Raw genomic sequence first — 13198 nt, 5'->3', positions numbered from 1 at the left:
GTCCTGGGACCCGCTCCGGCCGGCTGTCCCGTTCTGACTGCACGGGACGCGGCACTTCGGGCGAGTCTACAGGGTGCTCAGGACCCCTCGCGCCCGAGGCGCTGTCTGGTCCACTCCACCGCGTCCGCGTAGCGGGCCTCGGCGCCGTGCCGGGTGGGCTCGTAGTACGCGCGGTTCTTGAGGGCGTCCGGTGCGTACTGCTGGGCGGCGATGCCCTCGGGCAGGTCGTGCGGGTAGACGTAGCCCTGGGCGTGCCCCAGCTTGGCGGCGCCCTTGTAGTGGCCGTCGCGCAGGTGCGGCGGCACGGGGCCCGCCAGTCCCTTGCGTACGTCGTCCAGGGCGGCGCCGATCGCCGTCGTCGCGGCGTTGGACTTGGGCGCGAGGGCGAGGGCGATGGTGACGTGGCTGAGGGTGAGCGCGGCCTCGGGGAAGCCGATCATGGCGACCGCCTGGGCGGCGGCGACGGCGATCGGCAGGGCGTTGGGGTCGGCCAGGCCGATGTCCTCGCTGGCGGAGATCATCAGGCGGCGGGCGATGAAGCGGGGGTCCTCGCCGGCCTCGATCATGCGGGCCAGGTAGTGCAGGGCCGCGTCGACGTCCGACCCCCGGATCGACTTGATGAGGGCGCTGGCGACGTCGTAGTGCTGGTCGCCGTCCCGGTCGTACTTCACCGCCGCGCGGTCGACCGTCTGCTCCAGGGTCTCCAGGGTGACGGCCGTCCCGTCCTGGTCGAGGGCGGCTCCGGCGGCGGCCTCCAGGGCGGTGAGCGCGCGGCGGGCGTCACCGCCGGCGATGCGCAGCAGGTGGTCCTCGGTCTCCTCGGGGAGGGTGACGGCTCCGGCGAGACCGCGCTCGTCGGCCACCGCCCGCCGGACGAGGCCGCGCAGGTCGTCGTCGGTGAGGGACTCGAGGGTCAGCAGCAGGGAGCGGGAGAGCAGGGGCGAGATGACCGAGAAGTAGGGGTTCTCCGTGGTCGCCGCAATCAGGGTCACCCAGCGGTTCTCGACGGCCGGCAGCAGGGAGTCCTGCTGGGCCTTGCTGAAGCGGTGGATCTCGTCGAGGAAGAGGACGGTCTCCTTGCCGTAGCCGCCGATGGCGCGGCGGGCGCCGTCGATGACCGCGCGGACCTCCTTGACGCCCGCGGTGATCGCCGACAGCTCCACGAACCGCTTGTCGGTGGCCTTGGAGACGACGTAGGCCAGGGTCGTCTTGCCGGTGCCGGGCGGTCCCCAGAGGATCACCGAGGAGGGTCCGGCCGGGCCGCTCGCCCCCTCGCCGACCAGGCGGCGCAGGGGTGAGCCGGGCTTCAGCAGGTGCTGCTGGCCCACCACCTCGTCGAGGGCGCGCGGGCGCATCCTGACCGCCAGGGGGCTCCCGGCGGGGTCCTTCTCCTGGCGGTCTTCGGCTGCGGCGGTGAACAGGTCGGGCTCCACACGTCGGAGCCTACGTCAGGGGTCCGACAACGCCGTCCGGTGCCCGTGCGGTGCGGGTCCGCGACCGTGTCCGGTGCGGGTCGTGCGCCTTGTCCGGTGCGGGTCCTGCGCCGGGCTCAGGCCCAGAGGTCGGCTCCCCAGCGGGTCAGGACGAGCATGGCGATGATGCCGACGTGGGTGACCGGCAGCACCCAGGTGAACTCGCCGAGGAAGCGCTTCAGCCAGCCCGGGGCGGGCAGCAGGTCGTTGCGCACGTTGTGCGAGGTCACGTACCAGAACATGGTGCTCGTGGCGACCCAGGCCAGCGAGCACCACAGGCACAGGGCGTTGATCTTGTACAGCGACTGGTACTGGAGCCAGGTGCAGAAGGCCACGCCGAACAGGGTGCCGGCGTTGAAGGTCAGCCAGTACCAGCGGGGGAAGGAGACGCGGGTCAGCAGGGTCGCGCCGACGCAGATCACGATGCCGTAGGCGACGAGGCCGAGCATCGGGTTGGGAAAGCCGAAGACGGCGGCCTGCTTGCTCTCCATGACGCTGCCGCAGCTGATGATCGGGCTGATGCTGCAACTGGGCGTGAAGGTCGTGCCCGCGACCTTGGCCTCGAGGATCTTGAACTTGTCGAGCGTGATGACCCAGGCGGCCAGCAGACCGGCCGCACCGGTGATCAGCAGCAGGATCGCGAACGCACGGCTGCCGCCCACGGTCCGCGGCCCGGCGGCGGCGACGCGCCCGGACCCGGGCTCCGTGGAGACGTCTTGGACTGTCGTCGTCTTGCTCATCACGCCGATTCCGTCACTTGAGAGTTGGACCATCTTCGGGCAGGGGCCATTGTGCCGCACAGGAGCGGGTGCGCACCGTTCGGTGGACATAAGGAAGTACGTCCGGCGGCGCCCCGTCGTTCGGTTCCGGCCAAGGCCGGACGGCATGCCGGCCCCGCGGTACGCACGTGTGCCGCGCGGGACGCCGTCCTCCGGAAGGGGTGAGCGGGCTCCGCAGGGTTGACGCCCCGGGGCACGGCGAAGGCGCCGGACCGTGTGGTCCGGCGCCTTCGCCGTGCGATGCCGACCGGGCGGCCGGGCCCGTCAGCCCAGCCTCGACTCCAGCTCCGCCACGATCTCGTTGACGCCGATCGCCGTCTGCTCGCCGGACTCCATGTCCTTCAGCTGCACGACGCCCTCGGCGAGGTCGCGTTCGCCGGCGACGACCGTGTAGCGGGCCCCGCTGCGGTTGGCGTTCTTCATGGCGCCCTTGAGCCCCTTGGCGCCGTAGGAGAAGTCGGCCGCCACACCGAGCTTGCGCAGCTCGGTGACCTTCGCGAAGAGCACCCGGCGGGCCTCGTCGCCGAGCGGGACGGCGAACACGGAGGTCGCGGCGGGCAGTTCGAGCTTCACGCCCTCCGCCTCCAGCGCCAGCACGGTGCGGTCGACGCCCAGCGCCCAGCCCACCGACGGCAGCGCGGGGCCGCCGATCATCTCGGAGAGCCCGTCGTAGCGGCCGCCGCCGCCCACCGCGGACTGCGAACCCAGACCGTCGTGGACGAACTCGAAGGTCGTACGGGTGTAGTAGTCCAGGCCGCGGACGAGCTTCGGGTCGTCCTCGAAGGCCACGCCCGCCGCCGTGATCAGCTCCCGGACCTCCTCGTGGTACGCCTTGCAGGCGTCGCACAGGTAGTCGCGCAGCAGCGGTGCGTCCCCGAGCTGCTTCTGGACCGACTCGCGCTTGTCGTCCAGGACCCGCAGCGGGTTGATGTCGGCCCGGCGCAGGGTGTCCTCGTCGAGGTCCAGGCCGCGCAGGAAGGTCTGGAGCGCCTCCCGGTACACCGGGCGGCACTCCTTGTCGCCGAGGCTGTTGAGCAGGATGCGGAAGTTCCTGAGGCCCAGCGAGCGGTACGCCTGGTCGGCGAGGATGATCAGCTCGGCGTCCAGCGCCGGATCCTCCGCGCCGATCGCCTCGGCGCCGACCTGCGAGAAGTGGCGGTAGCGGCCCTTCTGGGGGCGCTCGTAGCGGTAGTACGAGCCGGAGTACCAGAGCTTGACCGGCAGGTTGCCCGCCTTGTGCAGGTTGGCCTCCAGCGCGGCGCGCAGGACGGAGGCCGTGCCCTCGGGACGCAGCGCGAGACGGTCGCCGCCCTTGGTCTCGAAGGCGTACATCTCCTTCGTCACGATGTCGGTCGACTCGCCCACACCGCGCGCGAAGAGCTCCACGTTCTCGAAGCCGGGCGTCTCGATGTAGCCGTAGCCGGAGTTGCGCAGCGGCGCGGCGATGGCCTCGCGGACGGCGAGGTACTCGGCGCTGTCCGGCGGGATCAGGTCGTACGTGCCCTTGGGGGCCTGGAAGGTGCTCACGGAAGGTCTCTCGTCACATTCCTCGTCGGGGAGGGGCGTGCGAACCCGCTCCCTGGCCGTCGGCCGCCACCTGCCGCAGATACGGGTTGGCGGCGCGCTCGTGGCCGATGGTCGTCTGGGGGCCGTGGCCGGACAGCACCACGGTCGAGTCGTCGAGCGGCAGGCACACACGGGCCAGCGAGTCGAGCATCTCGGCCATGTCGCCGCCGGGCAGGTCGGTGCGTCCGATGGAGCCGGCGAACAGCAGATCCCCGGAGAAGAAGACCGACGGGACGTCGGCCCGCTCGGGCATCCGGAAGGTCACCGACCCCTTGGTATGGCCCGGGGCGTGGGCGACGGAGAACTCCAGGCCCGCGAGCTCCAGTCCCGCGCCGTCGGACAGCTCACGGACGTCGTCGGGCTCCCCCACGGTCAGCTCGCCCATCAGCGGCATCCCGATGGACCGGCCGATCCCCTTCTCGGGGTCGCTCATCATGTAGCGGTCCGCGGGGTGGATCCAGGCCGGTACGCCGTGCGCTCCGCAGACCGGGACGACCGAGGCCACATGGTCGATGTGGCCGTGGGTGAGGACGACGGCGACGGGCTTGAGCCGATGCTTCCTGATCGCTTCCTCGACTCCGGGGGCCGCCTGGTGGCCCGGGTCGATGATCACGCACTCCTCACCGGCGGCCGGGGCGACGAGATAACAGTTCGTCCCCCAGGCTCCGGCGGGGAACCCGGCAATGAGCACGATCGTCCTTCGTTTGTGTCGGTACGGGTGGGCTTCTGGTCGGCTGCGCCAGTGGTCAGAGCCTACCGGCGCTGCCGATTCCTCAGCGAACCCATATACGGTACGGGGCACACGCAGGCGGTCGGCTCACAAGACGCACGCGTCCCAGTCGACGTACGAGACGCACGAGGAGAGAACCCGGTGGTCACCCAGGAACAGCGGAAGCGTCAGCTCGCCCGGGAGAAGTTCTTGCGGCAGCAGCAGCGGCGCACCTCCGCGCGACGCAAGGCGCGCGTGCGCAACTCGGTGATCGCGTCGGTGCTCGGCGTGATCATCATCGGCAGCCTGGCGCTGTACACGACGGGCGTGCTGAAGAAGGACGACGACAAGACCGACGCGAGCGCGCAGACGTCCGCGTCCCCGACGCCCAGCGCGGCGAAGGACCCCTGCGAGAAGCCGGCCGCGGGCACGGTCAAGACGCAGACCTGGAAGAAGGAGCCGGCGGTCACGATCGACGCGTCGGCGAAGTACACGATGACGCTGGCGACGACCTGCGGCGACATCGGCATAGCGCTCAAGGCGAAGGCCGCGCCGCACACGGTGAACTCGTTCAGCTTCCTCGCCGGCAAGGGCTACTTCGACCACACCAAGTGCCACCGCCTCACCACCAACGGCATCTACGTGCTCCAGTGCGGCGACCCGACGGGCAGCGGCAGCGGCGGTCCCGGCTACACGATCCCGGACGAGAACCTGAAGGACGCGAGCCTCAAGAACAACACCTACCCGGCGGGCACGATCGCGATGGCCAACACCGGTCAGGCGCACACCGGCGGGAGCCAGTTCTTCCTGGTCTACCAGGACAGCCAGCTGCCGCCGAGCTACACGCCCTTCGGCACGGTGTCGGCGGACGGCATGAAGGTCCTCAAGAAGATCGCCGCCGCGGGCGAGAACACCGGCGGGGGTGACGGCGCCCCGAACGCGACCGTCGTGATCGACAAGGCGACGGTCACGAAATCCTGACGGCGACCAGCAGGCCGAGGTGCGGTCAACTGCGCAATTTCGGTCGTGCTGGATGCGGACAGGCGGCCCGCCGGTCGCCTATGTTGGCCGTGACGAAACTGTGGACGATGCCCGGGGCGCCGAAGCCCCTCGCAGGCATCATGTGGAGGAGGCGCTGTGAGCAGCGACCCGTGGGGCCGCGTCGACGAGACGGGGACCGTGTACGTGCGTACGGCCGACGGCGAGCAGGTGGTCGGTTCCTGGCAGGCAGGCTCCCCTGAGGAGGCGCTGGCCTACTTCGAGCGCAAGTACGAGGGCCTGGTTGTCGAGATCGGCCTCCTCGAGAAGCGAGTCAAGACCACCGATCTGTCGACCAAGGACGCGCAGGTCGCCATCGACCACATCCGCGAGCAGGTCGACGCGCACCACGCGGTCGGTGATCTCCAGGCGCTCCGGGACCGGCTGGACAAGCTGGTGGCGACCGTCGAGTCGCGGCGCGAGGAGCGCAAGCAGCAGCGGGCCAAGCAGTCCGACGAGGCCCGCAAGGCCAAGGAGGACCTGGTCACCGAGGCGGAGCAGCTGGCCCAGTCCGACCAGTGGCGGGCGGCCGGCGAGCGGCTGCGCGCGCTGGTGGACATCTGGAAGGGCCTGCCGCGTCTGGACCGCAAGTCGGACGACGAGCTGTGGCACCGGTTCTCGCACGCGCGGTCGGCGTTCTCCAAGCGCCGCAAAGCGCACTTCGCGCAGCTGGACGCCCAGCGCGAGGAGGCCCGCAGGACCAAGGAGCGGCTGGTCTCCGAGGCCGAGGCGCTGTCCGGCTCGTCGGACTGGGGTCCGACGGCGGCCCGCTACCGCGAGCTGATGACGGAGTGGAAGGCGGCGGGCCGTGCGCAGCGCGAGCACGAGGACGACCTGTGGAACCGCTTCCGCGGCGCCCAGGACGTCTTCTTCGCCGCCCGCAGCTCGGTGTTCGCCGAGCGGGACGCCGAGCAGACGGAGAACCTGAAGCTCAAGGAGGAGCTGGCCGAGGAGGCCGAGAAGCTCCTGCCGATCGGCGACCTGAAGGCGGCCCGTGCCGCGTTCCGCTCGCTCAACGAGCGCTGGGAGGCCATCGGCCACGTGCCGCGCGACGCCCGGCCGAAGGTCGAGGGCCGGATGCACGCCGTCGAGCGGGCGATGCAGGAGTCCGAGGAGGCCGAGTGGCGCCGGACCAACCCGGAGGCACGCGCGCGTGCCGCGGGTCTGACCGGCCAGCTCCAGGCCGCCGTGGACAAGCTGCGGGCGCAGATCGACCAGGCCCGCGCCCAGGGCAACGCGTCGAAGGCCGACAAGCTGGAGCGTGAGCTCGAGGGCCGTCAGGCGCTGCTGGACCAGGCCCTGAAGGGTCTCCAGGAGTTCGGCGGCTGAGACCGCAGGACGCCGGGGCCCGCCCCCCGTCGACGAAGAGGCCCCCGTACATCGCGTACGGGGGCCTCTCGCGTGTCCGGCTAGGGCCTGCGCGCCGAAGTGACCCGGTAGACGTCGTAGACGCCCTCGACCCCGCGTACGGCCTTCAGGACGTGTCCCAGGTGCTTGGGGTCGCCCATCTCGAAGGTGAAGCGGGAGGTGGCCACCCGGTCGCGGGAGGTCTGCACGGCGGCGGAGAGGATGTTGACGTGCTGGTCGGAGAGGACCCTCGTCACGTCCGACAGCAGACGGGAGCGGTCCAGCGCCTCGACCTGGATGGCGACCAGGAAGACCGAGGACTGGGTGGGCGCCCACTCGACGTCGAGGATCCGTTCGGGCTCGCGGGACAGGGAATCCACGTTGACGCAGTCGCTGCGGTGCACCGACACACCGCTGCCGCGGGTGACGAATCCGATGATCGGGTCGCCGGGTACGGGCGTACAGCACCGGGCCAGCTTCACCCAGACGTCGTCGACGCCCTTGACGACGACACCGGGGTCCTGGTTGCTGCGCCGCTTGCGGCCCCGGGTGCGCGACGGCGGGACCGCCTCGTCCATCTCCTCGGTGGCCGCCTCCTCGCCGCCGAGGGCCTGCACCAGTTTCTGCACGACGTTCTGCGCGGCCACATGGCCCTCGCCGATCGCCGCGTACAGCGAGGAGATGTCCGGGTAGCGCATCTCGTGCGCGAGCGTGACCAGCGAGTCGCCGGTGAGGATGCGCTGGATGGGCAGGTTCTGCTTGCGCATCGCGCGCGCGATGGCGTCCTTGCCCTGTTCGATGGCCTCGTCGCGGCGCTCCTTGGAGAACCAGGCCCGGATCTTGTTGCGGGCCCGCGGCGACTTGACGAAGTTCAGCCAGTCCCGGGAGGGCCCGGCGCCGGCCGCCTTGGAGGTGAAGACCTCCACCAGGTCGCCGTTGTCCAGGGTCGATTCCAGCGGGACGAGACGCCCGTTGACGCGGGCTCCTATGGTGCGGTGACCGACCTCGGTGTGCACCGCGTAGGAGAAGTCGACGGGGGTCGCGCCGGCCGGCAGCGCGATCACGTCGCCCTTCGGGGTGAAGACGAAGACCTCGTTGCGTGACAGGTCGAAGCGCAGGGACTCCAGGAACTCGCCGGGGTCCTCGGTCTCCTTCTGCCAGTCGAGGAGCTGACGCAGCCACGCCATGTCGTTGAGGTGGTCGTCCTTGCCGGTGGTCCGCGGCTGGTCGGAGCGCACCTTCGAGGCGCCGGCGACGGCCTCCTGCTTGTACTTCCAGTGCGCGGCGATGCCGTACTCCGCGCGTCGGTGCATGTCGAACGTACGGATCTGGAGTTCGACGGGCTTGCCGTTGGGGCCGATGACCGTCGTGTGCAGCGACTGGTACATGTTGAACTTGGGCATCGCGATGTAGTCCTTGAACCGGCCGGGGACCGGGTTCCATCGCGCGTGCACCGTGCCCAGGGCCGCGTAGCAGTCCCTGACCGTGTCCACCAGGACGCGGATGCCCACCAGGTCGTAGATCTCCGCGAAGTCACGGCCGCGGACGATCATCTTCTGGTAGACGCTGTAGTAGTGCTTCGGGCGGCCGGTGACGGTCGCCTTGATGCGGGCGGCCCGCAGGTCGGCCTGGACCTCGTCGGTCACTATGGCCAGGTACTCGTCACGCTTCGGTGCCCGCTCGGCCACCAGCCGGACGATCTCGTCGTACATCTTGGGGTAGAGGATCGCGAAGGCGAGGTCCTCCAGCTCCCACTTGATGGTGTTCATGCCCAGGCGGTGGGCGAGCGGCGCGTAGATCTCGAGGGTCTCGCGCGCCTTCTTCTCCTGCTTCTCACGCTTGAGGTAGCGCATGGTCCGCATGTTGTGCAGCCGGTCGGCGAGCTTGATGACCAGGACGCGCGGGTCCTTGGCCATGGCGACGACCATCTTGCGCACGGTCTCGGCCTGCGCGGCCTCGCCGAACTTGACCTTGTCCAGCTTGGTGACGCCGTCGACCAGCAGGGCGACCTGGTCGCCGAAGTCGCGGCGCAGGTCCTCCAGGCCGTACTCGGTGTCCTCGACGGTGTCGTGCAGCAGGCCGGCCATGAGGGTCGCCGGGTCCATGCCCAGCTCGGCCAGGATCGTGGTCACCGCGAGCGGGTGCGTGATGTACGGGTCGCCGCTCTTGCGCTTCTGGCCGCGGTGCCAGCGCTCGGCGACCTGGTAGGACTTCTCGATCTGGCGCAGGGTCGCCGTCTCGATCTTGGGGTCGTTGCTGCGCACTATCCGCAGCAGCGGTTCCAGGACGGGGTTGTACGGGTTCTGGCGCTGCACGCCGAGCCGGGCGAGACGGGCACGGACGCGGTTGGAGGAGCCGGAGCGGGCCGACGGCTGCGCGGCGGCCGGCCGCTCGGCGGACGCGGGCGCGGGAGTCCCGGGTGTGCCCGGCTTGGGCCGGGGCTGCTCGGCCGGCTTGTCCGCGGCGGCACGGTCGTGCTCGACCGCGCCGCGGCTGTCGTCCTTCGCGTGCGACGCGGGCGTGGCCGCGGGCTCCGAGGCGGACTCGGGCTTGGCGGCGGTCAGGTGCTGGGCCTCGTCTGGCAAGAGGACTCCTCGTGCGCGATCCGGGTCCCCGGTCAGGCTCCGGAGCACCCATCGTAGCGATCCCGGGCTCGGGGATCGCCTTCAGGCCGATGTGAGGGCCGTACACCGGGGAAACACAAGGGGCGGGCGCCGGATTCCTCCGGTGCCCGCCCGCTGCGCGTACGGCTTGGTGGGACGCCGCTCAGATCCTGAGCAGCGCTTCCAGGGGTGCTCCCCGCAGGGCCGCCTCCAGGCGCGGACGGCCCTCGAGGAAGCCCAGCTCCATCAGGACGGCGACGCCCGCGACCTCGGCGCCCGCCCGGTGGATGAGCTGGATGGACGCCTCGGCGGTGCCGCCGGTGGCGAGGACGTCGTCGACGATCAGCACCCGGTCGTCGGCGGTCAGGTCCTCGGCGTGCACCTCGATCTCGGCCGAGCCGTACTCCAGGTCGTAGGCCTGGGCGAGGGTGGCTCCGGGGAGCTTGCCCGCCTTGCGCACGGGGACGAAGCCGAGGCCCGCGCGGACGGCGACCGGGGCGCCCAGGATGAAGCCCCGGGCCTCCAGGCCGACGACCTTGGTGGCGCCGGTGCGCTCCGCGACCTCGGCGAAGGCGTCGGTGAGCGCGGTGAACGCCACCGGGTCCGCCAGGAGCGGGGTGATGTCCTTGAACATCACCCCGGGCTCCGGGTAGTCGGCCACGTCACGGATGCGGCTGAGGAGCAGCGTCGTGATGTCGGTGAGCTCCGTCATCGGCGCTTCCCCGACGGGCGGCCCCGGCCCCGGCCCCGGGCGGCCGGCTGGTGACGGGGACCGACGACCGCGGCCTCGGCATCGTCGTCGTCCTCCGGGCCCTCCGTGTGACCGGCACCGGCAGAGGTGCGGGCGAACGCCTCCTCGGCCGGGCCCTGGGCCCGCTTGGCCAGGACGCGCTTGCGCAGCGCCTTGATCTGCGGGTCGCGTTCCTTGAGGTCGGCGACGAGCGGCGTGGCGATGAAGATCGAGGAGTAGGCGCCGGCCGCGAGGCCGACGAACAGCGACAGCGAGATGTCGTTGAGCGTGCCCGCGCCGAGGAAGCCGCCGCCGATGAACAGCAGGCCCGCCACCGGCAGCAGCGCGACGACCGTGGTGTTGATGGAGCGGACCAGCGTGCCGTTGATCGACCGGTTGGCGATCTCGCTGTAGGTGAAGCGGGTCTGCTTGGTGAGGTCCTTCGTCTGTTCCTTGAGGGAGTCGAAGACGACGACCGTGTCGTACAGCGAGTAACCGAGGATGGTCAGCAGACCGATCACCGTGCCCGGCGTGACCTCGAAGCCCACCAGGGCGTAGATGCCGACCGTGATGGTGATGTCGTGGATCAGGGCGACGAGGGCGGCGATGGCCATCCGCCACTCGAAGGCGATCGCCAGGTAGATCACGACCAGGACCATGAAGATCGCCAGACCCTGCCAGGCCTTGTTGGCGATCTGGTCGCCCCAGCTGGGGCCGACCAGTTCAGCGGTGATCGTCTCCGGGTCGGTCTTGAAGTCGGTGGCGAGGTCGTCCTTGATCTGGTTGGACTGCTTGATGTCCATACCGGCGATCTGGATGCGCAGCGTGCCGTTGCCGAGCTTCTGCACGACCGCGTCGTGGCCGGACGCGTCCTTGGCGAACTCCTCGGCCTGGGAGACCGTGACGCTGGTCTTCTCCGTCGTGAAGACGGCGCCGCCCTGGAAGTCGATGCCCATGTTCAGGCCGCGCACCGCCAGGCCGACGATGGCCGTGATGGTGATCAGGATCGAGATGCCGTACCACAGCTTGCGGTGGCCGATGAAGTCGTAGCTGATCTCGCCGCGGTGCAGGCGGGCGCCGAGGTTACCGAGTTTCGACATCGCTCATGCCTCCTTCGTCTCGACGGGGCCGGCGGCGGGACCACCGGGACGGCGGGTGCGGCGCAGCGGCGGCTGGGCACCCAGGCTCTTCGGGTCGAGGCCGGACCACTTGTGGCCGTTCGCGAAGAACTTCCGCCGAGCGATGAGCGTCATCAGCGGCTTGGTGAAGAAGAAGACCACGACCACGTCGAGGACGGTGGTCAGGCCGAGGGTGAACGCGAAGCCCTGGACCTTGCCGACCGTGACGACGAAGAGCACCGCGGCGGCGAGGAACGACACGAAGTCGGAGACCAGGATGGTGCGACGGGCGCGCGGCCAGGCCCGCTCGACGGCGGGACGCAGGGTACGGCCCTCGCGGATCTCGTCACGGACCCGTTCGAAGTACACGATGAACGAGTCCGCGGTGATACCGATGGCGACGATGGCGCCGCAGACGGCGGGCAGATTCAGCGCGAAGCCGATGGCCGGGCCGAGCAGGGCCATCAGCACGTAGGTGAGGGCCGCGGAGACCAGCAGGGACGCGAGCGCGATGAGCGCCAGGCCCCGGTAGTAGGCGACCAGGTAGATCACGACGAGGGCGAGGCCGATGGCGCCGGCCAGCAGACCGGCGTGCAGCTGGTCGCCGCCGAGCGCGGCCGTCACCGTGGTCACGCTCTGCTCCTCGAAGGAGAGCGGGAGCGCACCGTAGGACAGCATGTTGGCGAGGCCCTGGGCCTCGGTCTGCGTGAAGCTGCCGGAGATCTGGGCCTGGCCGCCGGTGATGGAGGAGCTCACGTACGGGCTGGAGACGACGTTGCCGTCGAGCACGATGCCGAACTCGTTCTGCGGCTGCTGGTTCTGGGCGAGCTTGCCGGTGATGTCAGCGAACTTCTTGCCGCCCTGCTTGGTGAAGGTCATCGTGACCTGCCAGCCCGCGGCGCCCTGGGTGTCGAAGACCGCCTGGGCCTTGTCGACCTCGGTGCCGTCGACGGCGGCCGGGCCGAGCAGGTACTTGTACCAGACCTTGTCGATCTCGCCGCAGGCCACGGTGGCGTCGCCGGGCTTGACGCCGTCGCCGGCCGTGTTGCGGACCGACTCCTTGGAGCAGTCGAGGGCCGCGTACTTGGCCTGGAGGGCCGCGTCGCCCTCGGAGACGGCGGCGCCGCCGCTCGCGGAGGCCGACGGGCTGGCGGAGGAGCCCGCCTTGGTGCTCGCGGAGGCCGACGGGGTGGAGTCGGCCTTCAGGGCGTCGGTGACCGCGCGACCCTGCGAGGTGGCGGAGGCCGACGGGGAGGACGAGGAGGTCGCCTTCTCACCGGTGCCGGACGCGCTCGCCGAGGGGCTCGGGGAGGCGCTGGACGAGCCGCTCGCGGACGCGCTGGGCGAGGCGGTGACGGCGGAGCCGGTGGCCTCCTGGGCCAGGACCGGACGGAAGTACAGCTTCGCGGTGGTGCCGACCTGCTGCCGGGCCTTCTCGGAGTTGGTGCCCTTGGGGATGTTGACAATGATGTTGTCGTTGCCCTGGGTCTGCACCTCCGCCTCGGAGACGCCCAGCCCGTTGACACGGCGGTTCATGATGTCGACCGCGGTGTTCATGTTGGCCTTGTTGATCGCGGACCCCTGGTCCGACTTCGCCTTCAGCGTGATGCTGGTGCCGCCGGCAAGGTCGATGCCCAGACGCGGGGTGGTGTGACCGGAGGCGAACATGCCTGCGGTGAGCCCCACGATGGCGATCAGGATCAGGGCCAGCGAGCGCCCCGGCTTGCTCTGGGCACTCGCGCTCCGGCCCTTCTTAGGTGCTGCCACCTTCTCGTACTCCCTCTCGGGCCGCCTCGCGCCGGGTCGGCGCGGCAGCGGCCATGACATGGTGTCGGG

General features: G+C 70.5%; 10 protein-coding genes. 2 read left to right on the top strand and 8 right to left on the bottom strand.

All coding sequences use genetic code 11. The features are described 5' to 3' along the window. Window positions 1-77 precede the first annotated feature (77 nt). From Saso_RS06005 to Saso_RS05990, 4 genes are all read right to left on the bottom strand, one after another. Window positions 78-1433 (bottom strand): replication-associated recombination protein A, encoded by a 1356-nt coding sequence (locus Saso_RS06005; RefSeq protein ID WP_189926185.1) that lies wholly within the window; start codon window positions 1431-1433, stop codon window positions 78-80. Between the two features lie 116 nt (window positions 1434-1549). After that, complete coding sequence (locus Saso_RS06000; RefSeq protein WP_189926187.1) at window positions 1550-2212, bottom strand: vitamin K epoxide reductase family protein; 663 nt, start codon at window positions 2210-2212, stop codon at window positions 1550-1552. 303 nt (window positions 2213-2515) lie between these two features. Further along, complete coding sequence (hisS, locus tag Saso_RS05995; RefSeq protein ID WP_189926189.1) at window positions 2516-3778, bottom strand: histidine--tRNA ligase; 1263 nt, start codon at window positions 3776-3778, stop codon at window positions 2516-2518. 13 nt (window positions 3779-3791) lie between these two features. Further along, window positions 3792-4508, bottom strand: coding sequence for an MBL fold metallo-hydrolase (locus Saso_RS05990; protein WP_189926191.1), 717 nt, complete (start codon window positions 4506-4508; stop codon window positions 3792-3794). A 180-nt stretch (window positions 4509-4688) separates the two neighbouring features. Between Saso_RS05990 and Saso_RS05985 the strand changes: the two genes are divergently transcribed. Both Saso_RS05985 and Saso_RS05980 read left to right on the top strand, forming a co-directional pair. Then, the gene (locus Saso_RS05985) at window positions 4689-5507 is read left to right on the top strand and encodes a peptidylprolyl isomerase (protein WP_189926193.1); all 819 of its coding nucleotides are present in this window, start codon (window positions 4689-4691) and stop codon (window positions 5505-5507) included. A gap of 156 nt (window positions 5508-5663) precedes the next feature. Beyond that, window positions 5664-6893, top strand: coding sequence for a DUF349 domain-containing protein (locus Saso_RS05980; RefSeq protein ID WP_189926194.1), 1230 nt, complete (start codon window positions 5664-5666; stop codon window positions 6891-6893). An 80-nt stretch (window positions 6894-6973) separates the two neighbouring features. On the opposite strand, the gene Saso_RS05975 is transcribed toward Saso_RS05980, so the two are convergent. The 4 genes from Saso_RS05975 to secD all read right to left on the bottom strand — a co-directional run bounded on the left by Saso_RS05975 (window position 6974) and on the right by secD (window position 13129). Then, window positions 6974-9496: a RelA/SpoT family protein gene (locus Saso_RS05975; protein WP_189926195.1), complete on the bottom strand. Its 2523-nt coding sequence runs from the start codon at window positions 9494-9496 to the stop codon at window positions 6974-6976. Window positions 9497-9677: 181 nt separating this feature from the next. Continuing rightward, window positions 9678-10226, bottom strand: a complete 549-nt coding sequence (locus Saso_RS05970) for an adenine phosphoribosyltransferase (RefSeq protein ID WP_189926196.1) — start codon at window positions 10224-10226, stop codon at window positions 9678-9680. Further along, window positions 10223-11344, bottom strand: a complete 1122-nt coding sequence (gene secF / locus Saso_RS05965) for a protein translocase subunit SecF (protein WP_189926197.1) — start codon at window positions 11342-11344, stop codon at window positions 10223-10225. Before secF ends, Saso_RS05970 begins: the two co-directional genes overlap by 4 nt. 3 nt (window positions 11345-11347) lie before the next feature. Then, window positions 11348-13129 carry a protein translocase subunit SecD gene (secD, locus tag Saso_RS05960; RefSeq protein WP_189926198.1) on the bottom strand — a complete coding sequence of 594 codons (1782 nt, stop codon included), beginning with the start codon at window positions 13127-13129 and terminating at the stop codon, window positions 11348-11350. Between the last annotated feature and the right edge of the window lie 69 nt (window positions 13130-13198).

It is taken from the genome of Streptomyces asoensis, assembly GCF_016860545.1.
GTDB lineage: Bacteria > Actinomycetota > Actinomycetes > Streptomycetales > Streptomycetaceae > Streptomyces > Streptomyces asoensis.
Note: the sequence above shows the minus strand (reverse complement) of the source record. Positions and strands in the feature narration are given on the sequence as shown.

Excerpts from the sequence above, each read along its gene's own strand:
- Saso_RS06000 (WP_189926187.1), bottom strand. The coding sequence starts at position 2,212 with ATGAGCAAGACGACGACAGTCCAAGACGTCTCCACGGAGCCCGGGTCC.
- Saso_RS05970 (WP_189926196.1), bottom strand. The coding sequence starts at position 10,226 with ATGACGGAGCTCACCGACATCACGACGCTGCTCCTCAGCCGCATCCGT.
- secF (WP_189926197.1), bottom strand. The coding sequence starts at position 11,344 with ATGTCGAAACTCGGTAACCTCGGCGCCCGCCTGCACCGCGGCGAGATC.